The following is a 22,977-nucleotide window of genomic DNA, read 5'->3' on the forward strand; positions in this document are numbered from 1 at the left end:
TAATATTGTATTAATAAAAACTTAATAATAATCCTTAATAATATATGAACTAACATGTTCGCAATTTCGTATGACAGAGGAAACAAAAGATGGATATGCTTCCTTATATGTTGCAATTCAGGAAGGTAATATTGAAGCTGCAGAACTACTAATAAAGTGTGGCACAAACGTCAATGATCATTATGAACGCAATCGTACGCCACTGCATATTGCCATCGGACGCAAACAATTAGAAATAGCAAAATTGCTAATAAAAAATGGAGCAAACGTTAATGCAAAAACTCAAAATCATGGTAAAGATGATCTAACACCAATGCACTTTGCAGTTTTTGCAAATACGCCAGAATTTATAGAATTACTAGCTAGCCATGGTGCATTGATTAATGAAAGAGAAAGCACCGAAGGGTATACTCCTCTTCACTTTGCTGCTTTGTATGGGAACAAAAATATAATACAAGCCTTAATTGATAAGGGACAAGATATTGAAGATGTGGACAATAATGGGCGAACAGCTCTGTTTTTAGCTGCTAGGCAGTGCACTGAAGCAGAAGATGATAGCAGAATAGAAATTATCAAGTATTTGATAGACAAGCTCAAAGCAGATGTAACAAAGAAAGACAATAATAACAATGCAGTACTCTTTCCTGCCGCTAATAATTGCCCTGGAAAAGTGGTAGAATTCATCATTGAGCAATATATAAAAATCTTTGAGTTAGAGAATTTTATCAACCACAAAAATAATGATGGAATGGATGCTTTGGATATTGCGCTGAATAGTGGAAACGAAAAAGCTATTGAAGTATTAAGATCATATGGAGCAGATATCAAGAATAAGGTAGATGGTAGCATTCAAAAAATTACTGCAGAAAAACCAAGTAGTACCCTAGACAGAGCAGAAGGTGCAGAGGTAGCACCTCCAATTAAGCAAAGAGTATAAAACTTTTTATAAAGCGATTATAAATTTCAGTAAGTTGCAGAGGCTCTACAATGGGAAGTGTAGTATGTTAGCAGATACAAATGACTAGATAAATTATATTTCATTAAAGTCATTTATCTTGAAACATAAGCAGGATTTTGTATAGTTGTTTCAATTTGGGTCTGTATATTGAAACAATGCGTGAAAATGACAGGTCATTGTACAAGAGATACCTAATTCGCCGACAAGAATACTAGATAAAGAAACTTACATTTCAATTATTTTACAATTTCTGTATAATCTTAAAAACTCAATTAGTGCGTTATGAAGATAATAATAGGTAATGCTAGTAAGGAATTAGGGGAATCAGTAGTTAACCGGCTAGATGTTCAACCATCCTCTGCTTGGATATCAAAGTTTACCGATGGCGAGGTAAATGTAGAAGTAGCAAATGATCTGTATAATCAAGAAGTATACATAGTACAATCTCTTTCTCCCCCTGTGAATGATAACCTTATGGAGCTTCTGCTTATAATTGATGCAGTAAATAGATTAGGAGCCAAAAGGATAGTAGTAATTATTCCTTATTATGGATATAGCAGACAAGATAGAATTATCAAAAACAATAATATGCAATCTGCTTTAAGTGCTAAATTAGTTGCAAATCTTATTCAAACTGCAGGTGCAAGTAGTGTTGCAGTTATTGATTTGCACTCAAGTCAAATTGAAGGATTCTTTGATGTACCGGTAACTAATTTGAACTGCTTTGAAGCATTTGTTGACTCTATAAACACGGAAAATTTGGCAATTGTTGCACCTGATGTTGGGGCAATTGGCAGAGCACGTGCTTTTGCGAGGGCTTTAGAGGAAAAGTACAAGATAGGGTTAAGTGATAAGATTATTGTAGTAGATAAATATAGGGAGAAAGCAGGCACATCTCAAGTAATGAACATAATAGGAGAAGTTGCAAACAAAAATTGTGTCATTGTTGATGATATAGTTGACTCTGGTGGAACGTTGTGTAATGCAGCTCTTGCTTTAAAAAGTTACGGAGCAAAGTCCGTAACTTCATGCATCACACACGGTGTGCTTTCAGGAAGTGCAGTTGAGAAAATCTCTTCCTCTTCTTTAGATAAATTAGTGATTACGGATACCATACTTCACAAACTTGAAAAAACTGGTAAAATAGAAGTTGTTTCGGTTGTAAATATTTTAACTCACTTCATCCAAGGAGGTAGAAATGCCAGCTAAGTCAACAGAAGACGTTATTACTTCACTAATAGAATTTGCAAATAAGAGAAAAATAACAATTACCAAGGAAGAAATGCTTAAAATTGCACAGCTTGTAAGGATTAAGTTATCAAATGACGAGATTGATCACTACTCCAAAGAACTGACAATGCTGGATTGGATACACGATACTTTATTGCAAGTTAATACTGAAGGTGTTTCTCCTATGCGTTATGGCAGCATAGACAAGGACATTCATGTACGCGATGATGTTATAAATTCTCAAAACATTAAAAAAGAGATATTGTCCAATACAAAACCTGAGCATGGGTATTTTGTAGTGCCAAAGGTTATAAGCGATTAAAGTAAAATAAGGCTCATATCAAACCTATAATAGATCTACTTTCAAAAATAAGACCAATCCGGTAAAGAAGCATTTGTGGGAGTGGAAACCATTTTTTGATTTTTCTTTACTAAGTCTACTAAATATAGTTTAGAGTTGCTTGGTGATTCTGTTCTTGTAAAAATGATTTCTCTACCATTTGGTAGCCATGCCGGGGATTCAATTTTATGCCCCTCTGAAAGCAGACGTTCTTCTTTGCCATCTGGCTTCATAACTCCTATGTAAAATTTTCCTGACTGAATCTTTGTAAAAGCTATCAGATCTCCTTTTGGCGACCAAACAGGCGTAGCATATCTTCCACTTCCAAAACTAATTCTTTTAGGTTTTTTACTTTTGTTAGTAAAATCGATAACGTACAGTTGCTGACTCCCACTTATATCAGAACTAAAAGCCATATACTTTTGATCTGGAGAAAAAGAGGGAGAAGTGCTTATAGCTGAACCTTTAGTAATTTTTTTTGTTCGTTTACTACTTAAATCCAAAGATAATATATTCGTTTCACCACCCAATGAGTGGGAAATTAAAAGAGATTTACCATCGGGAGAAAATCTTGGTGCAGAAACAACTCCTTCAAATGCGCTGATTATTGATTCAGTGTTATCTTTTAAATTTTTTAATATTATATAACTTTTACCATTTGCGTACGAGATATAAACAATACCCTTTCCATTTGGTGAGAATCTCGGTGTTGACACAAATCTATCGCCATTTGTTAAGTATTTTATATTACTTCCATCTTGATTCATCACAGCAATTTTACGCACAGATTTGTAGTTGCTATCTTTTTCTTCAGCGATATACGTGATTTTTGTGTTGAAGTGCCCTTTCTCACCAATTAATCTATCATGTATCACATCCGAAACGAGGTGACCAATTTTTCTCCAGTCTTTTGCTGGAAAAACAACTGACTGAGTAAGTAATTCTCTTTTTGTAAAAGTGTCAAATAAACGAAATGATAGCTCTAATGCACTACCAGATATTTCGCTTAAACTTACTGTGACTACAGTATCGCTTTTCCAAGATTTAGATTCAGCTTCCGCGCCACGTTTTACATTAAATAAGCCACAATTAGATAAATTTGTTCCTATTACCTTTGCAATATTTTCGCTTAATTCGCTTTCCAACGCTGTTTTACATGTACATTTAGATACAACAAGACCAATGTTACCAACACTGCTTTTTTTTATATCAACATATAAAGCAGCTTTTGTAAAATAAGGAATAAATAACGAAATAAATAACACCAGATGAACGAATAGCTTCATTCATTTCATACCTGTTCTATCTGAACCTCAATTATAGGCCTTTTTAGTAAATATTCCTTTAAGATACTCAATATTGAACTTTCAATCTTATTTTTAATTTTTTTTGTTGGCTGCAAACTAAACAACGACTCAACTTTCTTGACAATTTTCTGTATGGTAGCTGCATCTTCTAGCACTTCAAAAACACCAGGTACAAATACTTTTGGTTTAGCAAGCAATTTATTTTTCTTGTTTACAACTGCTGTTACCACAATAACTCCGGCATCTCTCATCCTTTTACGCATTTTTATAACACTGCTCTCCGGATGACGTAGCAGCATACCATCAATACCAAAGTAGTCAACATCAATTGAATCAACTTTTTCTCCGTTCTCCAAATTAACAATATCACCTGGTGCAATCATTATTGCTTTTGCCACACCGCACTCTTTAGCAAATTTTACATGTGCATGCGTGTGAATATATTCGCCGTGAACTGGAATAGACATCTTCGGTTTTATTAAAGAATACATTTCCTTTAGCTCTTCTCTTGTTGGATGCCCAGAAGCATGAACATGCTCTGTTTTTTCAGTAATAACTTCTACCCCCATCTCAATAAAGGCATTGAGCATGTTGTGCGCACGAGTTTCATTTCCAGGAATGATTTTTGACGAAAAGATCATGGTATCACCTTGCTGCATTTTAAATGCTTGATGACTCTTAGCAGCAAGTCTTGCGGTAGCTGCCAGTGGCTCACCTTGACAACCTGTGCAAAGTAGCACCAGTTCTTCCCTTGGAAAATTTACTGCTTCCTTTGCTTCAAGAAACTGAGGAGAATCAGTTAAATAACCACTATCTTGCGCAACTTTCACTATTCTCCATAAAGATCTACCAAGTAAAACTACTTTTCTATTTAGTGCTTTTGCAGCTTGGCTTATCGTTTCAATTCGTGCCACATTTGAAGCGAATAGCGAAACAGCAACTAATTTTTTAGACCGCTTTATTATGTTATAAATATTATTATAAATTTCACCTTCTGACTCAGGGTGATGCTTGCTTAATATATTGGTTGAATCGCAAATTGCTGCAAGCAGGTCACCTTTATCGCCAATTTCTTTTAGACGCTCCATATTAGAAGTTAATCCAACAACAGGTTTTGGATCAAATTTCCAGTCTCCGGTATGGAGTGCACTACCCATTTCAGTGCTAATTAATATTGAATTTGCCTCAGGAATTGAATGAGTTACATTTATAAACTCGACGGTAAAAGGACCCAAATTTATGCTGCCATTTATGTCTACCTCTTTTACAGGCACTATACCTTCCAATCGAAATTCTTTTAGTTTTTCTTTAAGAAAATTAACCGTAAACTTTGTTGTATATATGGAGCACTGCAACTCTTCCCACAAGTGGGGCACTGCACCGCAGTGGTCCTCATGTGCATGTGTAATTATTATTCCAAGTAAATCTTTTTTTCTTTGAGCAATAAAATCTATATCAGCAATGAGCAGCTCAACACCTGGCATAGTTTCATCTGCAAAACCAACACCAAGGTCGATCATAATCCACTTACCTTGGTAATGATATAGGCTAACATTCATCCCGATTCTTCCTACTCCCCCAAGCGGAAGAAATAAAAACTCATTTTTGTTTATATTCATTAAATTTAAATTATTAAAACCTGAGAATAGCAAAACTTCGACCTTAAATAAAGAAATTTATTGCTTTTACATAGTTTTATAGCTAACCCAAGAAAGGTTTCCCAACGTCATACCGCGATTTATTCGCGGTATAGATTCCGCTAACGAGTAGCGGAATGACGAATTTGTTGTTTTTCAAATTGTAGGTAAACCTAAGCCACTTTGGCTATAAGGAGCTAAGAAGTTTCTATTGGCTAATTATTGTTAAGTTTTCCATGAGTGAGATCAAAAAATTGCAGGATTAAATGAAAACCCGTAAACAGTTACCCCTTTATGTCATTTAGCAGATTTCTTATTTTTTTTTTACTTTACTAAAAAACCCTTCAGATTGCTGTTGTACACTTGCATTTTCCTCTTCTTCAAGCGCTTTTAATAGTTCAATTTGCTTTTTAGTTAAATTTTTTGGATTTAAAGTCTCAACTATTACCTGTACGTATAAATCACCACGAGCATGTGAGTTCATATATGGCATACCCTTTTCCCTACAACGTAGTTTGGTACCAGTTTGAGTGCCTTCAGGGACCTTTACTTTTATTTTAGCTCCATCAATTGATTGAATATCGATTTCACCACCAAGCACTGCTAGTGTCATTCTTATAGGCACTTTACAGTGTAAATCTGCTTTATTTCTAGCAAAGATTTTATGGAAAATTATTTTCACGTATACGTATAAATCTCCACTTTTTCCACCTTTTGTTCCAGCTTCTCCTTTACCACTTATCCTTACCTTAGCTCCTTCTTCTATGCCTTTTGGAATTGAAACGGATATATTTACTTCATCTCTTCTACGTCCACTTCCACCACATTTCTTACATTTGTTTTGTATTATTTCTCCTTCCCCATAGCATGTAGTACATGTTCTTTCGATGGTAAAAAAGCCTTGTTGAGTTCTAATCCTACCGCTTCCCTGGCATGTGTGGCACTGAACTGGTTTAATTGCTCCTTCGCCACCTGTGCCTTGGCATGTATCACATTTTACATTTGTCACATAATGTATAGGCGCTTGTATTCCTTTAAATGCATCTTCTAAGGTAATTTCAAGATCATAACGTAGGTCTGCTCCAGATACTCCTGTTGTACTTCTTTTTGCTCTCGATCTACTTGCACCACCACCGAATCCTCCACCAAAGAAGTCATTGAATATGTCGCTAAAATCTCCTGCAGAGCTAAAGCCTTGAAATCCACCAGAAGCACCTTCGTGGCCATAACGGTCATAGCCTGCCCTTTTCTCAGAGTCAGACAGAACTTCATATGCAGCTGTTACTTCTTTAAATTTTTCCTCTGCTTCTTTATTGCCAGGATTTCTATCAGGATGATATTTTAACGCTAATTTTTTATATGCTTTTTTTATCTCATCAATATTGGCATTTCTGCCTACTTCCAGCAGATCATAGTAGTCTTTTTTGCTCATATATAATAGTTTAGTGTTTAACCTTTAAAGATAGGTATTACATATATTAATTTCAAGTGTGACTTCTGTTTCCTATAAAATGTGGTGCACCCTGAGCGACTTGAACGCCCGACCTTTTGATCCGTAGTCAAATGCTCTAATCCAACTGAGCTAAGGGTGCTTTCACAAAGTTAACTTTAGCAGGTTTTGTAGCTTGATTCAATTAATTTGGCTAAAAATAAAACTGTTAATTTTTATCACGCGTGAACCCCTTACAATTCCCAAACTTCTGTTGCAAATAAGGATTATCAAATGCATTTTGAGGAGGAGCAGTTGGAGTAGTATTAGGATCTTGAGAAAAGTAAGGAGGTGGTGCATCATAACGAGAAGAATCTCCATAACCATGCCCTTGTTTAAGATAGCTATCTACCGCTCTTTCAGCTTTCTCGATATTTTCTGATTCTTCCTCATGCTTCATATGAAAAGCTAAACCACCAGTAAAACACACAAGAGAATTAACGCCAAGGATAACTAAACCCCACACTGGTAAGACTGGGTAAACAGCACAAGCTACCAAAGCTGCCAAAGAAACAGCGCCAACCGCAAATTCTATATTTCTGAACGTTTTAAATTTACTATCCAGGTAATCTATTTTTTCTTCTTTTCTAGCCACTTTTCTGCTGCTGTTATACCAAAAACACATACCAGCATGGAAAGCAACACACACAACTGCAGCTACCATACCTAAAGCTAATAACTTTCTATTGTCTTCTGAGTCTTTTTTCTTATCTTCTCTGCTTTGATGGCTACCACTACTGAAACCAGGGTTATTTATAACTGTAGTATGACCACCAAACAGGCTGCGAAGTAGTAAATAATCCCAAAAATCTAAACCTCTATCATTGTATACATGTATATGTGTAGTCTGAGAGCCTGTAGGTTGTGCGTTATTCCCTGCGTTATATTGATCATTTCTGCTTCCTGTATCGTGCCTATTGCTTGAATTTGGATGTGTAAATTCTTCATACACATTTTTAAAATTCTCCTTGCTCCAAGTTAAATTCGGTGTATTATTACAATACTGTAGAAACCCTTCAATATTATTATTATTACCTAATTTCTTTATATAGGCTAACGCATACCTTTTTAAAACACTATCACTTGCTACCATAAATACCCTCTTAAGTTAAGATTAAATTAATAAATATTTATTATAACAAGATAACATCTACTTGTCAACTTGAGCCTGATTCAAGTATCCGTTCAGAGTGTGGCAGAAGAACTTATTCAAATAAAGTAGGTGGTAAAATATAAACATTTTATAAAGTGAAAAATGGACTTTTCAGACCACTGCCGAGCTAAAAAAGCCCTGAAAAACGTGATACTTAGGCTACTTCTTGCTTAAGCTGTACAATTTCAGCTTGAGAAAGGCCAGTGGATTCAGCTATTAAATTAACAGATACACCAGCTTTAAGTAAATTTTTTGCAACTTCGATTTTTCCTTTCTCTATACCTTCCTCAAGTTTGTATTCAAGAATGGCTTCTTCTTTCCGCAGATCCATTATTCTTTCTTCATATGCTACTAAATCTTTCTCATTCCAGCAAAACTTGTCTAACTCATCGTAGGCTAACTTTATTATTGGTGCTTTTTCTGCTATCAACTATGTTTTTTAAAAATTTTTTTATTTGTGTAATTTTGCAAATTATATGGGCAATAAAAACCCGTTTGTCATAGAAATAGAATTTTATATCAAACAGCTACCACAGCAATTTCTGCTTAAGCTAATGAATATGTGCTTTAAGTCTGTGTGGACGCACATATTCATTAGCCAATTTTAGTTACCGTTGTGAAGATTTTTAAGTATGCAAATTAATTGCTTCTTTAAGTCTTGTATTAGCAATTACTATAATTTTACGCATTAGGGCTGTTATAGCCACCATCTTCTTCTTACCACTTTCAACAAGCTTAGAATAAAAGGCGCCAAGTATAGATTTTGACCTTGTAGCAGCCATAGCGGCTGTAAAGAGCTTTGAACGAACGTTACTTCTACCACCTGTAATCCTTCGGTAACCAACAGCTTTACCACTTTCTTTTGGATGCGGTGCAACTCCGGCAAGACTTGCTACTTCTTTTCTGTTTAAGTAACCAAGCTCTGGCATTAAACACAAAAAATCTTGTGATAACTTTTTACCTATTCCAGGAACTGTTTTAAGAATTTTTTGGCGTTGTTGTAATTCGCGGCTTTCATCAATAATCTTTTGTATAGTATCATTGAGTTCGTTTATTTGACTATCGAAAAACTCAATGGTCTTTTGACAGCTTTCTTTTATATGATCATTTTCCGGTGCTTCAAGTCTGCATTTTTCTTGAGTTCTCATTTGCGTAATATCATCACGACGTTGACAAAGTGCAGCCAAAGTTGATTGTTCTGTAGAGGTAGGTACAAATAGAGAGATAGTTCTATGGCGTTCAAATCCATATTGAGCAAGAGCTCTTGCATCTGATCTATCAGACTTTGCTAAAGCTCCGTGAGATAAAATAAAGCTTTTTACTTTACGAGTATTAGCTCGATGCACGGCAATATTTTTGTCGGTAAGAAAATGTGATAAGCCAAGCTCATATTTCCCTGTATTTTCTAAAGTCACTAAAGCATTAGGTAGAATATCTGAAAACTCTTGAAATAATTGTTGCCAACCAGAAGCATTATTATCAAATTCGACAGCATTCTTCTGTTTGTGAATTGCAACGACATTTTTAAATTTTCCGATGTCAATGCCAATAAAATTTTGATAAGATGTAACCATAATAAACCTCGATAGTTTTAGTTAATTTAAGATTGTAAACGGGTGCATATATATGTCCCAAGCAACTATTCAAACGTATCGAGAGATAGGGCTAGCGTACCTTGATACCAACGGTTGTAATACCAATTTCCTTTCGGTCGCGCACGCCCGCTATTCCTAGTGAGCAGGGTTATCTTTCTCTCTTATCTCTTTTATATCACGTTTTTAACTTACAATTTCCTTAGATGGAAAATAGAGATATTACATAAAATTTTAAATCCGGTCTCAAAGTTGAGGAATGTAGACTTGGAACAGCAGAAAGATTAATGAGGTATTTAACAGTCATGAGCATTATTGCTTGGAGAATTTTCTTTATTACATCAATTGCAAGAACTAACCCAACATTACCATGTACTGCCTTATTAGCTGAGGAAGAATGGAAAGTTTTATATGTTAAAATACACAGGAAACCATGTCCAAATATAGCCCCTACTATAAAAGAAGCCGTTTCGTGAACTTGGAGGTCATTTAGCAAGAAAAAGCGACCCAAAACCAGGACCAATTACTCTTTGGAAAGGGTGGAGACGTCTCTTTGATCTAGCAGAAGGATGGCGACTTGCTCACGAACCTCATATTTGTGGGTAATAGTAAGATTTGATATGCTGCCAACACTTATGTTCAAATTAAAAATGTCATTTATGATACTAGCCACTTCATGCTTTGAGTTTTTGTAAAATCCGCTGAGTGCTGCAATTATAGACTTAACCCTTGGACCAAATGTATCTGGCGTAACACCTTCTGGTAACTTGCTACTTTTTCTTTTTCTGCATCTCCAACAACGACCATGTTCCAATTACTACATAAGGCCTAATTTCCGGAAGATCAACTTTTTGGTGAACATAAGGTTTTTCGCATATTACAAGCTCTCCTCCGCATTCGCAAATATTAGGCAACTCTATTTTTACTACTTTATCCGCTTCCATTGTAGCATGAAAATTTCCTTTATGCTCAACCTGATCGCCAACATTCCTTTCGCTTTTTGGCTTGTCCTTTTTTGTTTTGTACAATTCTTTAGAGCTCGGTAGAGATGAATTTTTCGAGTTTAAACCAAGCCTTTCCTTTAATTCAGCGTTCTCTATCTTTAAAGCTTTATTTTCTGCTTTTAAGTTTTCTATCTCTGCTTTCAGTTTTTCTATTTTTTGCTGTAAATTTTTGCAAAGTTCTAAAAGGTTTACCACATTACCTCACTTTTGCTCTATGATTATCTTTTTAGATCACTTTGTCTACCTTATTCTACCACTCCGCTGAACGGATACAATTTACTAAACAGAAAAAAAGGCAAAAGAAACCCCGTGTTAGCTAGTTGTCACTCTCTAATCCTGCAAATTGGCGTACTATACTGTCTTGAACGACTTATAAGCGCGTTTCAGCTTGTGTAGGTAAAAACCTAGAAATATTGTGAAGACATAAGGTGCACATAGTGCAAAAAATTAAAAATAAGACGCCAACTACGTTGTTTTCTTGCTGTTTAATCTGCACAGATGAAGATAACTGAATACCTTCAGTTTTATGATAAGAGGGCTGGCGGAGTTTGTAAAGTAATTTTTTCGTTTCTATTCCCAATAAAAGTTTGTTATATGGTTATGCAAGAAGTCTATTATAAATGAAATGAATGTGAAAAATATCTTATTAGCGTTTTTAGTACAAATGGTATTCAGTTTGCCGCTATTTGCAGCTGATCCTGTTTTGCTCAACTGCATTGAAACTCCAGAAATATATGACCTTGATGCAAGGCCAAAAAATTTTAACTCTTCAAACAATTTAAGAAGAAAACCTGGTTCTCCAAATAGTGCAATAGGGGAATTAATACACATAGTGGGTAGAATTACTGATATAAACTGCTTACCAATACAAAATGCTGTAGTTTCTATATGGCACGCGAATTCACGCGGCGTGAACCATTACGATAAGAATATAGAGGATGATCTGAATTTTGCTGGATCAGGAAGGTTTGTAGTGAATAATCTTGGCTATTATAATTTTATTACGATAGCACCTGGTAAAATTGGTGATAGAGCTCCACATATCAACTTTCTAGTTCAACATCCGGATTTTCCAGAATTCACAACGCAAATGTTTTTTGCTGACCATAATTGCGATAATTGCGCTGATCCTGTTCTTGAAGATTTTGTTAGTAATGGGCTTGCAAGCCTTCTCATAACACCATTTACTTACAGTGATCAGGTCATAAAAACCTATACGTTTAACATTACCTTGGGCGGATATAATAAGTTCTCTAATAAAAGATAAAAAACCTTGCATGTAAGGGAGTCCATAGTAAACTTAAGTGTTATTGTACTTAGGATGTATATGAAAAATATCTTACTGATGTTTTTGCTATGTTTTATGTACAGTTTACAATTATTTGCAACGGAGATACCAGCAATGAAAATAACAATTTCTAAAATTTCGCCCGATTTTAAAACAATAGTAATGGGTTTATTTGAAGACAACGAAACCGTAAATGATGGCGGAGTTTTGCAAGGAAAACAGGTCATAGATAATATAAAGCAATTTAGCGATTTCAATGGAAGTTTTGGTGAATTTTTCTCTACTGCTTTGCCAGAAGAAAAAAATGTTATAGTTGTTGGACTGGGTAAGAAGGATGAATGGAATGAAAATAAAGAATTAAATATTGGTGGTAAAATATATTGTGAGCTAAGCAGATTAAAAATTAAAAAAGCAGCGGTTTTAATCGAAGGTAGTGCAGCAAATGTTGCATATGGTGCGTTTCTGCGTAGTTTTAAGTTTGATAAGTATAAAACTAAAAAGGATGAGAAAATTACAGAGGTAGAGGAGATTACCGTATTAGTAAAAGATGAACAATTAAGTAATGCTGAAAGATCATTTGAGCACTTAAGGCAAGAAGGTGAGAGTATATTTCTTGCGCGCTCTTTTATAACAGAGCCTCCTAACATTCTATATCCAGAATCCTATGCTGATCATATAAAAAAAGAACTTACTAAGCTTGGCCTTGAAATCGAGGTGCTTGATAAAAAGCAGATGGAAGAGAAAAAAATGGGAGCCTTGCTTGGAGTTGCACAAGGAAGTAGTAAAGAACCAAAATTAGTAGTGATAAAATGGAATGGAGCTTCTAAAGAACAAAAGCCTATAGCTTTTGTTGGTAAAGGTATAACGTTTGACACTGGTGGAGTATCACTCAAACCTTCACGTGGTATGGAGTCGATGAAATATGACATGGCAGGCTCTGCTACTGTGGTTGGGGTGATGCATGCTTTAGCAGGACGAAAAGCAAAAGTAAATGCAATTGGCGTGGTCGCACTTGCAGAAAATGCAGTGGGTGGTAATGCTCAAAGACCAAGTGATGTAGTAACTTCAATGTCTGGACAAACAATAGAAGTGTTGAACACCGATGCAGAAGGAAGGCTCATACTTGCAGATGCTTTATGGTATACGCAAGATAGATTCTCACCAAAATTTATGATTGATCTTGCAACTTTAACTGGTGCTATAGTGGTTGCACTTGGAAATAACGAATATGCTGGTCTTTTTTCAAATAATGATGAATTAGCAAACCGTCTGATTGATGCAGGAAATGAAGTAAATGAGAAGTTATGGCGTTTTCCTATGAATGAAACTTATGACAAAATTATTGATTCACCGATTGCTGATGTTCAAAACATCGCTCCTGCAGGCTCTGGTGGAGATAGCATAATGGCTGCACAGTTTTTACAGCGTTTTGTGAATGAAACTTGCTGGGCACATTTAGATATCGCAGGCACTGCTTGGCACGAGAAAGGTACTGACATTTGTCCAAGAGGAGCAGTAGGTTTTGGTGTAAGGTTACTTAATAAGTTGGTTGAGAAGTACTACGAAGCCAATGATTAAAGGTCTTTATACTGGATTTATGGCTTAGCTACATGAACGTTTATTTTCGAGGCGCAGCAAATGAAAGTAGCTGATACATATTTCTTTTTTTCTGGATTCCAGTGTCAGCTACTTTCATGACACCCTGACAACCGTCATCCCGCTACTTGTTAGCGGCTGAGATACCGCGAATGAATCGCGGTATGACGGTTCGTGGCGGCGTGACGATAAGCTCGTCATCCCGCTGCTTGTTAGCGGGATCTAGAGATACCGCGGCGGCATGACGTAGGGAAACCGTTTTTTGGGTTAGCTATAACAGTAGTCAGGAAACAATAGCTTAAAAAGAGACTTAGTGTTAAATTTCTAATAGATTACTTATAAAAATAAATCTTATGGAAAGCAGAGCTAAGGCTTGGTTCATTTGGCTGATTAGTAACTTGGTTGTTATATTCAGCAACATGCAGATAATTTATACCTTTATAAGTGTAAATCTCGAAAAGGAACTTCGACTTACAATCGCGCAAGTTGCACTGGCTAATTCAGCATATACTTGGACTTTCGCCATCTTACAATTTTTTAGTGGAGCAACGTTTAATGTTTTTTCCAGTAAAAAAATTTATTTTTTCTCGTTATCAACTATGATCTTGGGGTTTTTTGTCCTTATTAATAGTGACAATTTCTCCCATTTGATTTTGTCTCAAGTGTTGATTGCAACTGGAGCATCATTTGGTTTTATTGGTGCTGCTCACACAAGTAGCATATGTTTTTCCGCTGCCCAATTTGGACTAATGTTTTCACTAGTGCAGACAATTTCAAGCCTTTCTGCTTTGGTAATTCAAATACTGTTCTCTAACTTGCTTGCCGAAGATGCATATTGGAAAAATCTGATTGTATGCATAATACTATTTGGTGTGTTGATATTTGTACTTACGCTTTTTTGTCCAAACACACTTCCAGAAAGCAGCTCAGAAAAGCGCACAATAAAAAGCTCTATGAAGACAGTAATGTGCTCTATATTAACAGTGCTAAAATTAAGAGATATCTGGATAACTTCAGTGGTGGGTGCTATTACTTTTGGAACATTTTTAGCACTTAATACCTTGTGGGCTCCAAGGTTACTGGGCAACTCAGAACTCAATGCAATGGAGTCAGGTATAGCAACTGCAATACTATGGCTTGGTCTTGCAGTTGGTGCTCCAATTGCAGATCGAATCTCAAACTTATTTAAAAATAGGAAACATGTAATTTCTGCTTTTGCTTTATTGCAAGGCGTCTCAATTATTATTTTACTATACAGCCATTTAACAGTCCACGTTGTGTACTTTTGTATGTTAATGTTCGGGTTTTTTGCGGGAGGACATATGCTTAATTTTACTGTCGGCAGCGAGATTGTGAAACGAAAATACATCAGCACATCATCATCCATTATCAATGGATTTATGTTTATTGGCAGTGGAGTTATAGTGTCAATGTTAGCACTTTTTACAGATCATAAAATGGCACTTTTTGCAATATTTGCGATATTGATAGTTGCCGGTATTTTAAATTATGCAACAAAAGAGACATACTCTAAAAAATAAAGTAGCTGAATCTCGAGTCGATTGCTATATTATATTTACGTATTGTAATATTTATCAATAATGGATCACGTTACAACAAAAGACACAACAGTAACTAAGGCAACGATAGCTGGAGATATAAACCAAGAAATAGGATTATCAAAGGAAGACTCTGTTTCGATAATAGATGATATATTGGACGAAATAAAGACAAGCTTGGTAAAGGATGGAATAGTAAAAATATCGTCATTTGGAACATTCTTGGTTAAGAAAAAGAAGGAAAGACCAGGAAATATACCAAATACATCGGAGAAAGTGATGATTCAGGCAAGAAATTCAGTTTCTTTTAGGCCTTCAAAAATTATAAAAAAATCAATCAATAATTAATGAACAAGGAAAAATTATTTTATACGATTGGGGAAGTAGCTGAAGAGCTACATTTGGAACAGCATGTTTTGAGATTTTGGGAAGGTCAATTTCATCAAATTAAGCCTACAAAGCGTAAAGGAAGAAGGCTATATGATCGCAAGTGTATAGAGGCCATAAAGAAAGTAAAATACATGCTATATGATAAAGGATATACAATAAAAGGAGTGCAAAAAGAATTTGGTAATGATATAAAAGTCACAAAGAATTTGTTGCAAGAACTCACCGATTTGAGGGACTATTTAACTAGTAAAATAAATAACGAGGAAAGTAACAAGCAGGCGTGAAACACTACGTCTCGCTAAAATTTTGGAGTTTTGTGAGAGTTTAAAATGTGGCATATAGCCTCATTTCTTATGTTATTAGCAATATTAATAGGCTGTGGCCTGCAAAAACCTGCACCTGTGCTGCTTAAAGGCGAAGAATTTTACGGAAAAAGAGATCTGGAATATACAAGAGAGTACCATTTAATTAGGGAGCCTTCAGTGCAAAAAGAAAGTAGAAAAGCCATCATAAATAGGATATACAAAGATAACAATAATACACAAAATGTGGGGGTAAATTGTAAATTTGTAATGCCAGTTAAAGGTTCAGCTACCTCTTCTGATGAAATGTGTAAGGATGGCATAAAAATTGCTGCTCAAAATGGAACGAACGTAGTTTCCTCTGCACCAGGCAAAGTGATATATGTAGGCAAAGGGCTGAGATGGTATGGGAATTTAATTATAGTGGAACACAAAGATAATTACATGACTGTGTACTCCTATTTAAAAAACATACATGTTGAAATTGGCGATAAAGTAAAGCAAGGTCAAGTAATTGGATCTGCAGGTAAATCAAGCACACAAGATAAAGATCCACAGATGTGTTTCACAATACGACATAATGGCCAAGCGGTTGATCCTTTGATGCATATGAACTGTAATTGAATTTGGATTTATATGAAATATGATTTTAAAAGTGTTGAAAAATTTTATCAAGATAAATGGGATTTTTCTGTAAGCAAGAGTGGTAAACAAGAAAAGTGTTACGTGTTGGAAATGTTTCCATATCCATCTGGTAAAATTCATATGGGACACTTACGTAACTATGCAATAGGGGATGTGATAGCGCGTTACAAGAGAGCTAATGGATTTGAGGTTTTGCATCCAATTGGCTGGGATGCGTTTGGATTACCAGCTGAGAATGCAGCAAGGGATAACAATATTAGCCCCGAAACATGGACAAAAGAGAATATAGATAATATGCGTACACAGTTGAAATCTATAGGTCTTTCTTATAATTGGGAGCGTGAACTCTCCACATGTGAGCCTGATTATTACAAACACGAACAAAAATTTTTCCTGGATTTTTTAAAGCATGGGCTTGCCTATCGAAAAGAATCATGGGTTAACTGGGATCCAGTGGACCAAACAGTGCTTGCAAATGAACAGGTGGTTGATGGAAAAGGATGGCGGTCAGGCGCCGTTGTTGAAAAACGTAAGTTATCCCAGTGGTTTTTAAAGATTACTGATTTCGCTGAAGATTTACTCAAGTGTCTGCAAAGTTTGAAAAATTGGCCAGAAAAAGTCAAAACAATGCAGGAGCGTTGGATAGGAAAATCTGAAGGGGTAACTATAGATTTTGAAATAGTTGGCTTAAATAAGAAATTAAAGATTTTTACAACTTCTCCTCATACTTGGTTTGGAGCTTCTTTTTTTGCGGTAGCAGCAGAACACCCTATTGTGCAGGATCTTAAGGACAAAGAAATACGAGACTTTATCGATGGCATGAAAGCAAAGGAGGAAAATGACGAAAAAATAGGAGTTTACACCGGATTAAACGTCAAGCATCCATTTCTTGATAAGGAATTGCCGCTTTACATAGCGAATTTTGTGTTGATGGAATATGGGGAAGGCGCGATTTTTGGGTGCCCTGCACATGATCAGCGTGATTTTGAATTTGCACAGAAATACGATTTGCCGGTTATTCCTGTTATTTGTGAAAAGGGTGCACAAGCCATAGTGACTCTAGAAGAAGCCTACACTGGCGGCGAAATAATGTGCAACTCTGAATTCTTAAATGGATTGACGGTTAGTGAAGCAAAGGAAGTAATCATTAAAAAGCTCAAAGAAAAAGGGATAGGTGAGAAAACAACAAACTATCGTTTACATGATTGGGGAATTTCGAGACAACGTTATTGGGGATGCCCTATACCTATCATATATTGCAGAGACTGCGGAACTGTTCCAGTACCAGAAAAAGACCTTCCTGTAGTTCTACCAACAGATGTGGAATTTACAAGTGGTGGTAATCCGCTTGATAAACACCCAACTTGGAAGTTCGTTGATTGCCCAAAATGTGGAAAGCAAGCAGAGCGTGAAACTGATACATTCGACACCTTTTTTGAGTCTTCCTGGTATTTTGCTGCATTCTGTAGTGAAGATAAATCAATAGACAAAGATGCATGTAATCGTTTTATGCCTGTTGATTATTATATAGGTGGGATAGAGCATGCAATTCTGCATTTGCTTTACTCACGATTTTTCTGCCGTGCTTTAACCAAATGTGGCTATTTTGATATTAAAGAGCCTTTCTCTACTTTAATCACTCAAGGAATGGTCTGCCATGCAACTTATAAAGACGAAAATGGTAAGTGGCTATTTCCCGCAGAAGCAAAAGAGTTGATTGCACAAGGAGCTAAGGTTCAAGTTGGAAAAGTCGAGAAAATGAGCAAATCGAAAAAGAACACAGTTGATCCAAATTTTATCATAGAAAAGTATGGTGCTGATACTGCCCGCTTGTTTGTGTTGTCTGACACTCCTCCAGAGAAAGATATGGAATGGTCCGATGATGGTGTGGAAGGTTGTTCTCGTTATGTAAATAAATTGTGGCGTATGGTCATGCAGCTTAAGCCTGTGAATATGCACTATGATAGCAAAAGTGTTACGGGTGGACTTCTAGAGTACAGAAAAAAAATTCATAAACTCTTACATGGACTTACAGATGACTTGGAAAACTGCAGATTAAACTGTGTAGTGGCAAAATTTCGTGAAATGACGAATTTAATAGCTGAAATAGACGTAGCAGCTGGAAAATCTCTTATTAATGAAGGTATATGCATACTAATCAGAGTAATCGAACCATTTATGCCGCATTTAGCTGAAAGCCTATGGCAAGAAATAGGAGGTCAACCTTGGCCAAAAGCTGATGAATCATTATTAGTTGACGATACGGTAACTATAGCAGTGCAGATCAATGGAAAGTTGCGTGCGACAATCGAAGTGGCAATTAACTTACCTCAAGAAGAATTGAAGAAAATAGCGATAGACTCTGTGTCCAGTAAGATCGATCAAAACAAAGTTCGCACTGTATATGCTGTACCAAATAAGATAGTAAATATAGTTATATAAAAAATCCGTAGCGCATCTTTGACTTCATGGTTATACTCTTTTTAGCATGCGATTATATCTTTTTTAATATAAAGGATATATACTTATGCATTATATATTTTTTTGTATGAGGAGTTATATGAAAATGAAAAGATTATGTGCTTTAGCTGTGTTGCTCACTTCATCTCTAGCAGGTACAGCTAATAATAGTGCAAGTAAGTCAGAAGATCAGTATTATGCAGGTTTAAACTTTGGTGCTGGATGGGGTGGTGGCTTAAAAATAAAACCTAGCGTTGTTTTTGGTTATCATCATGACAAAAACTCTAAGTTTGAACTTGAGGTTCTCACTGACATAAGTGATATGTTTGGTAAAGAAGAAAAGAAAATGGGGGCTAGCTTATTAGCAAATTACCGTTATTACCCTAACCTTGATATTGATCCCGTTAAGCTATATGTCAGCGGAGGTTTAGGAGGATACCTACAAGTAATACCTTTTGGCTTTGGTAACAGTGGTACAAGTGAACCTGCAAGCAAAGATATTGAAGCTGCTGGAGAGAAGGCATCTGTAGTAGATAAAATACTGGGTTCTATTTCCTATAAACTAAAGGTCGGTGTTGATTATGAAATTGCTCCACAGATAGTTGGTACAGTTGGTATTACCGCAGGCGGGCAACTAAGTGGCTTTAAACCACCAGTACAAATACCGGACGCGATTCTAGAAGTAGGAATACGTTATAATTTTTAATGCTGCTACTTAGTTCATAAAGGTAGAGGCAATGTTGAGGATGAAATAAACAGCATTAAAAAAATCTGGAAATATATGAGATACTTTTCGAATATGGTTTTGAATGCTGACTATAGATTAGAAAAATAACAAGAAAAAGGGTAAACATACTGTAATTGCTGTTGAATGATGGAGTCCATTATTTTAGCACGAAGTAACGAATTCAGTAGAATAAGTTCTTCAAAAATAATTTAAACTTTTATTAGTAGGAGCAGTCTCATGGAATATTATAGCGATCTCACTAAAAGAAACTTTTATAAGTATCGTTGATGAGAAAGGAAAAATTGTTAAGGAAGAAGTTGTTGCAAGAGAAAGTAAGGCAATAGCTGAATTTTTTCTTGGTCAAGGCAAAAAATATGAATCCATGGGAATAGAAAGTGGACAGTTGTCAATTGACCTTACCCAGAAAAAGTGGAGAGAAAGTGTGGAATGTTTTTTACAAAAAGAATGATGCATCAAATTGTTCTGGAATGCAATAGTTAATAGTGACGTTGTTTGTTATAAAAAATTTCTATGTATTCAAATATTGCAGTTCTAGTTTGTTGAGCAGAGTGTTGTGAAGTATCAATAAGTATTTCTCTTTTCAATGAGCTAAAGAAGCTTTCTGCAACAGAATTGTCGTAACAACAGCCTTTATTACTCATCTATATTCTTTACAGCTAAGAGATATTGATACCCTTGCGCAGTATATTGTGAACCTTGGTCACTGTGCAGCAGTAGATTTTTAACAGGTTTACGCCTATTAATGGCCATTAATAAAGAGTTCATAACCAATTGTTTATTTATTGCACTACTCATTAACTACCATACGTGAGAATTATTGCTGCCAAATATAGCCATCCCTCCTTGGTTTTGATGTAAGTAATCCCATACTTTATTTGGTTGATCAACAATAAAGTTTTGATCTAGTATATTGGGAGCTACAGCTCTATTATCTGTTTGTTGTTTTTTAATTTTAAACTTTCTTCTCAGTATAGCCCTGATGTCATTTTTCTGCATAATACTTTGCACCGTTTTCAAATTGCAACTTTTACCCAAAGCCTTCAATTCAGCATAAATTTTAGGAGCTCCATATCTACATTTAGAAACTTGATATATTTTTTGAATAGCTTCGAGTAGCTCTTTATTTGCTGATTCTCTACTGCTTATTTTTCTTGTAGTCCACTTATAGTAGCCACTAGCAGAAAATCCTACATAATTCCTGTACTTTATAGCAGTTACTATATAAAAAAATATTTTACTCTTTTTGACTGGCCAGGGCTTTTTTTTAAATGTCTCTTTCCCTTGTTACTCTTGCTTTGTAAATCAAACCTCTCTTTGTCGTAAGGAGCCATGTTACCTCTACCTGGAAATGCATCTGCTGCCGACTTTTTTTCGTTGTGTTTCTTTATCCATTTTCCTAATAAACCACCCTTTATTCCTAAATCTCTTGCTATTTTTGTAATTGTTTGACCTGCCTTTCTTTGTTCATTTGCCAGTTTAACAGCTTCCAATTTGAATTCTGCTGTATATTCTCTTACCATTTCTAATCCTCCAAAATTTTATTTTACCCGAAAAAACTCCTTTCTTTCTCTCCACTTTTTCTGGGTAAGGTCAAACAATGACTATGCAAAAAAACTAATAACATGTATAATCTATAAATAATTTCTGAGGTAGATTGTGAAACTAGGTGTTAATATCGATCACGTTGCAACCCTCCGCAACGCACGCGGAACTTCTTATCCAGATCCATTGAAAGCAGCAGAAATAGCCATTGACGCTGGAGCAGACTTTATTACTGTACACTTACGAGAAGATAAAAGGCATATTAGAGATGAAGACGTATTTAACCTAAAAAAAAGCATTAGCACTGAGTTAAATCTTGAAATTGCAGCCACGGAAGAAATGCTTGAAATAGCAAAAAAGGTAAAACCCTATTCGATTAGTATAGTACCAGAAAAAAGAGAAGAATTAACAACCGAAGGTGGCCTGGATATCGTGAATATGCACAGTAAACTTTCTAGTATAATAGAGGAAATGCATAGCTCTAGCATAAAAGTCTCACTGTTTATCGATCCAAATATTGATCAACTAACATATCTTGAAAAGCTAGGGACAAAACCTGACATAATAGAAATTCACACAGGGGATTACTGTGATAATCCATCAGAAAAAAAGTTACAGTTAATTACTAATGCTGCAGAGTACGTCAATAAATTAGGAATAGAATGCCACGCAGGACATGGCATAACTTATAAACACGCTAAGAAGATGACAAGAATACCTCACATCTCAGCTCTTAACATAGGCCACTATTTAATTAGCGAAGCTGTATTTTACGGCTTACACAGCGTAGTAAAAACAATGAAAATGACAATGTCTAACTAACTGCTGCTTTTTCCTTCTCATTTAAAATACTTAAAAGAGTTTGGCTTGCTTTAAATTTTACCCTTGTCTTTTTAGGAACAGTCATGATCTCACCACTTTGGGGGTTACGACATTGTTTTTCCTGACTGATAGCAGTAGAAAATGTTCCTATTCCATGCAAACGTATTTCACCTTTCCCATGCAGCTCATTCTTTATTATTTTAATAAACGCATCATGAATCTTGCTCAAATCAGATTTTGTTATATCTATATTCTGACTAGAACAATCTTCCTTTAATTGTTTTATTATATCTTCTTTACTCATAAATTACCTTAATATTGAAAAAATCACATAAATAGCATATTATGTTGACACCGATAGTCAACTAAATTCATCACAAAAATAGAGGATATCATACATTTTTGCAAATATTTGTATAATACTTACAAAAAAACACCACTATAAAATAACTATCTCTTAGAAAATTGACACTTTTTCCGAGCTTTATGTTGACCATATTTCTTACGTTCAACAACACGTGAATCTCTAGTTAAGAACTCACCATTACGTAATATAGAATGCAAATCTTGGCTTACGCTACTTAAAGCTCTGCTTATTCCATGAGCTAGAGCACCTGCTTGACCAGATAGCCCTCCACCTTTTACAGTTGCAAATACATCATATTTATCTAACATAGAGGTTGCAACAAATGGCATTTTTACTGTTTGGCACACTGACTCTCTTTTAAAATAAGAAATTAGATCGCCTTTTTTGTTAACACTAAATTTTCCACTCCCCGGCTTTATCCATACTCTTGCTACAGATTCTTTTCTTCGGCCTGTAGCATATAAACGACCAAGCGAATCAACTGCTGATTTAATTGTCTTTTCTGACCAATCATTGTTATTTATTGTAGAACTCTTCATTTTTACTCC

19 protein-coding genes, 1 tRNA gene and 4 pseudogenes are annotated in these 22,977 nt (G+C 35.5%); 13 read left to right on the plus strand and 11 right to left on the minus strand.

The window, feature by feature from the left end:
- Positions 1 to 70: 70 nt before the first annotated feature.
- The 3 genes from WHA_RS00150 to gatC all read left to right on the plus strand — a co-directional run bounded on the left by WHA_RS00150 (position 71) and on the right by gatC (position 2,510).
- Positions 71 to 937 (plus strand): ankyrin repeat domain-containing protein, encoded by an 867-nt coding sequence (locus WHA_RS00150; RefSeq protein WP_015588774.1) that lies wholly within the window; start codon positions 71 to 73, stop codon positions 935 to 937.
- A 303-nt stretch (positions 938 to 1,240) separates the two neighbouring features.
- Complete coding sequence (locus WHA_RS00155) at positions 1,241 to 2,167, plus strand: ribose-phosphate diphosphokinase (protein WP_015588775.1); 927 nt, start codon at positions 1,241 to 1,243, stop codon at positions 2,165 to 2,167.
- Positions 2,157 to 2,510, plus strand: coding sequence for an Asp-tRNA(Asn)/Glu-tRNA(Gln) amidotransferase subunit GatC (gatC, locus tag WHA_RS00160; RefSeq protein ID WP_015588776.1), 354 nt, complete (start codon positions 2,157 to 2,159; stop codon positions 2,508 to 2,510). The genes WHA_RS00155 and gatC overlap by 11 nt, the downstream gene beginning before the upstream one ends.
- A gap of 41 nt (positions 2,511 to 2,551) precedes the next feature.
- Here the strand turns inward: gatC and WHA_RS00165 are convergent, their stop codons facing one another.
- The 7 genes and pseudogenes from WHA_RS00165 to WHA_RS00195 form a co-directional block, all read right to left on the minus strand.
- Positions 2,552 to 3,814, minus strand: coding sequence for a Tol-Pal system protein TolB (locus WHA_RS00165; RefSeq protein ID WP_015588777.1), 1,263 nt, complete (start codon positions 3,812 to 3,814; stop codon positions 2,552 to 2,554).
- A gap of 5 nt (positions 3,815 to 3,819) precedes the next feature.
- Positions 3,820 to 5,454, minus strand: a complete 1,635-nt coding sequence (locus tag WHA_RS00170; RefSeq protein ID WP_012673044.1) for a ribonuclease J — start codon at positions 5,452 to 5,454, stop codon at positions 3,820 to 3,822.
- A gap of 331 nt (positions 5,455 to 5,785) precedes the next feature.
- Entirely contained in the window at positions 5,786 to 6,904 is a 1,119-nt protein-coding gene (gene dnaJ / locus WHA_RS00175) for a molecular chaperone DnaJ (protein ID WP_015588778.1), read from the minus strand.
- Between the two features lie 82 nt (positions 6,905 to 6,986).
- A tRNA-Arg gene (locus WHA_RS00180) sits at positions 6,987 to 7,064 on the minus strand.
- Positions 7,065 to 7,130: 66 nt separating this feature from the next.
- A complete protein-coding gene (locus WHA_RS00185; RefSeq protein WP_015588779.1) occupies positions 7,131 to 8,054 on the minus strand; it encodes a hypothetical protein in 924 nt (307 codons plus the stop codon).
- A 214-nt stretch (positions 8,055 to 8,268) separates the two neighbouring features.
- Positions 8,269 to 8,541 (minus strand): annotated as a pseudogene (locus tag WHA_RS00190) (hypothetical protein); the annotation flags it as partial.
- A 199-nt stretch (positions 8,542 to 8,740) separates the two neighbouring features.
- Complete coding sequence (locus WHA_RS00195) at positions 8,741 to 9,688, minus strand: IS110 family RNA-guided transposase (protein WP_015588780.1); 948 nt, start codon at positions 9,686 to 9,688, stop codon at positions 8,741 to 8,743.
- A 219-nt stretch (positions 9,689 to 9,907) separates the two neighbouring features.
- Between WHA_RS00195 and WHA_RS06085 the strand changes: the two are divergent.
- Positions 9,908 to 10,312 (plus strand): annotated as a pseudogene (locus WHA_RS06085) (IS4 family transposase); the annotation flags it as partial.
- A 7-nt stretch (positions 10,313 to 10,319) separates the two neighbouring features.
- Here WHA_RS06085 and WHA_RS06090 read toward each other — a convergent pair.
- Positions 10,320 to 10,905: pseudogene (locus WHA_RS06090) on the minus strand (DUF6444 domain-containing protein); the annotation flags it as partial.
- A gap of 430 nt (positions 10,906 to 11,335) precedes the next feature.
- Between WHA_RS06090 and WHA_RS00210 the strand changes: the two are divergent.
- The 8 genes from WHA_RS00210 to WHA_RS00245 all read left to right on the plus strand — a co-directional run bounded on the left by WHA_RS00210 (position 11,336) and on the right by WHA_RS00245 (position 19,656).
- Entirely contained in the window at positions 11,336 to 11,977 is a 642-nt protein-coding gene (locus WHA_RS00210; RefSeq protein WP_015588781.1) for a protocatechuate 3,4-dioxygenase, read from the plus strand.
- Positions 11,978 to 12,073: 96 nt separating this feature from the next.
- Positions 12,074 to 13,576, plus strand: a complete 1,503-nt coding sequence (locus WHA_RS00215; protein WP_010962337.1) for a leucyl aminopeptidase — start codon at positions 12,074 to 12,076, stop codon at positions 13,574 to 13,576.
- A gap of 371 nt (positions 13,577 to 13,947) precedes the next feature.
- Positions 13,948 to 15,135, plus strand: coding sequence for an MFS transporter (locus WHA_RS00220; RefSeq protein WP_015588783.1), 1,188 nt, complete (start codon positions 13,948 to 13,950; stop codon positions 15,133 to 15,135).
- Between the two features lie 60 nt (positions 15,136 to 15,195).
- Positions 15,196 to 15,501: an integration host factor subunit alpha gene (locus WHA_RS00225; RefSeq protein WP_006279881.1), complete on the plus strand. Its 306-nt coding sequence runs from the start codon at positions 15,196 to 15,198 to the stop codon at positions 15,499 to 15,501.
- Complete coding sequence (locus WHA_RS00230) at positions 15,501 to 15,827, plus strand: MerR family transcriptional regulator (RefSeq protein WP_006279880.1); 327 nt, start codon at positions 15,501 to 15,503, stop codon at positions 15,825 to 15,827. The genes WHA_RS00225 and WHA_RS00230 overlap by 1 nt, the downstream gene beginning before the upstream one ends.
- 45 nt (positions 15,828 to 15,872) lie before the next feature.
- Positions 15,873 to 16,469: a murein hydrolase activator EnvC family protein gene (locus WHA_RS00235; RefSeq protein ID WP_006279879.1), complete on the plus strand. Its 597-nt coding sequence runs from the start codon at positions 15,873 to 15,875 to the stop codon at positions 16,467 to 16,469.
- A 12-nt stretch (positions 16,470 to 16,481) separates the two neighbouring features.
- Positions 16,482 to 18,932 carry a leucine--tRNA ligase gene (gene leuS / locus WHA_RS00240; protein ID WP_015588784.1) on the plus strand — a complete coding sequence of 817 codons (2,451 nt, stop codon included), beginning with the start codon at positions 16,482 to 16,484 and terminating at the stop codon, positions 18,930 to 18,932.
- Between the two features lie 118 nt (positions 18,933 to 19,050).
- Complete coding sequence (locus WHA_RS00245) at positions 19,051 to 19,656, plus strand: OmpA-like protein (protein ID WP_015588785.1); 606 nt, start codon at positions 19,051 to 19,053, stop codon at positions 19,654 to 19,656.
- A 475-nt stretch (positions 19,657 to 20,131) separates the two neighbouring features.
- On the opposite strand, the pseudogene WHA_RS07420 reads toward WHA_RS00245, so the two are convergent.
- Positions 20,132 to 21,218: pseudogene (locus tag WHA_RS07420) on the minus strand (IS3 family transposase).
- Positions 21,219 to 21,354: 136 nt separating this feature from the next.
- Between WHA_RS07420 and WHA_RS00260 the strand changes: the two are divergent.
- On the plus strand, positions 21,355 to 22,062 hold the full coding sequence (locus WHA_RS00260) for a pyridoxine 5'-phosphate synthase (RefSeq protein WP_015588786.1): 708 nt from the start codon (positions 21,355 to 21,357) through the stop codon (positions 22,060 to 22,062).
- On the opposite strand, the gene WHA_RS00265 is transcribed toward WHA_RS00260, so the two are convergent.
- Together WHA_RS00265 and rpsI are read right to left on the minus strand one after the other, a co-directional pair.
- On the minus strand, positions 22,055 to 22,366 hold the full coding sequence (locus WHA_RS00265) for an HU family DNA-binding protein (RefSeq protein WP_006279876.1): 312 nt from the start codon (positions 22,364 to 22,366) through the stop codon (positions 22,055 to 22,057). The two genes, WHA_RS00260 and WHA_RS00265, sit on opposite strands and share 8 nt — an antisense overlap.
- Before the next feature lie 146 nt (positions 22,367 to 22,512).
- The gene (rpsI, locus tag WHA_RS00270; RefSeq protein ID WP_007548415.1) at positions 22,513 to 22,968 is read right to left on the minus strand and encodes a 30S ribosomal protein S9; all 456 of its coding nucleotides are present in this window, start codon (positions 22,966 to 22,968) and stop codon (positions 22,513 to 22,515) included.
- Positions 22,969 to 22,977: the final 9 nt, after the last annotated feature.

Source organism: Wolbachia endosymbiont of Drosophila simulans wHa (assembly GCF_000376605.1).
Taxonomy (GTDB): Bacteria; Pseudomonadota; Alphaproteobacteria; order Rickettsiales; family Anaplasmataceae; genus Wolbachia; species Wolbachia pipientis.

Bases quoted from the DNA above. Each gene is read 5' to 3' on its own strand.
- WHA_RS00150 (WP_015588774.1), top strand. From the start codon at position 71: ATGACAGAGGAAACAAAAGATGGATATGCTTCCTTATATGTTGCAATT.
- WHA_RS00155 (WP_015588775.1), top strand. From the start codon at position 1,241: ATGAAGATAATAATAGGTAATGCTAGTAAGGAATTAGGGGAATCAGTA.
- gatC (WP_015588776.1), top strand. From the start codon at position 2,157: ATGCCAGCTAAGTCAACAGAAGACGTTATTACTTCACTAATAGAATTT.
- WHA_RS00165 (WP_015588777.1), bottom strand. From the start codon at position 3,814: ATGAAGCTATTCGTTCATCTGGTGTTATTTATTTCGTTATTTATTCCT.
- WHA_RS00170 (WP_012673044.1), bottom strand. From the start codon at position 5,454: ATGAATATAAACAAAAATGAGTTTTTATTTCTTCCGCTTGGGGGAGTA.
- dnaJ (WP_015588778.1), bottom strand. From the start codon at position 6,904: ATGAGCAAAAAAGACTACTATGATCTGCTGGAAGTAGGCAGAAATGCC.
- WHA_RS00185 (WP_015588779.1), bottom strand. From the start codon at position 8,054: ATGGTAGCAAGTGATAGTGTTTTAAAAAGGTATGCGTTAGCCTATATA.
- WHA_RS00195 (WP_015588780.1), bottom strand. From the start codon at position 9,688: ATGGTTACATCTTATCAAAATTTTATTGGCATTGACATCGGAAAATTT.
- WHA_RS00210 (WP_015588781.1), top strand. From the start codon at position 11,336: ATGAATGTGAAAAATATCTTATTAGCGTTTTTAGTACAAATGGTATTC.
- WHA_RS00215 (WP_010962337.1), top strand. From the start codon at position 12,074: ATGTACAGTTTACAATTATTTGCAACGGAGATACCAGCAATGAAAATA.
- WHA_RS00220 (WP_015588783.1), top strand. From the start codon at position 13,948: ATGGAAAGCAGAGCTAAGGCTTGGTTCATTTGGCTGATTAGTAACTTG.
- WHA_RS00225 (WP_006279881.1), top strand. From the start codon at position 15,196: ATGGATCACGTTACAACAAAAGACACAACAGTAACTAAGGCAACGATA.
- WHA_RS00230 (WP_006279880.1), top strand. From the start codon at position 15,501: ATGAACAAGGAAAAATTATTTTATACGATTGGGGAAGTAGCTGAAGAG.
- WHA_RS00235 (WP_006279879.1), top strand. From the start codon at position 15,873: ATGTGGCATATAGCCTCATTTCTTATGTTATTAGCAATATTAATAGGC.
- leuS (WP_015588784.1), top strand. From the start codon at position 16,482: ATGAAATATGATTTTAAAAGTGTTGAAAAATTTTATCAAGATAAATGG.
- WHA_RS00245 (WP_015588785.1), top strand. From the start codon at position 19,051: ATGAAAATGAAAAGATTATGTGCTTTAGCTGTGTTGCTCACTTCATCT.
- WHA_RS00265 (WP_006279876.1), bottom strand. From the start codon at position 22,366: ATGAGTAAAGAAGATATAATAAAACAATTAAAGGAAGATTGTTCTAGT.
- rpsI (WP_007548415.1), bottom strand. From the start codon at position 22,968: ATGAAGAGTTCTACAATAAATAACAATGATTGGTCAGAAAAGACAATT.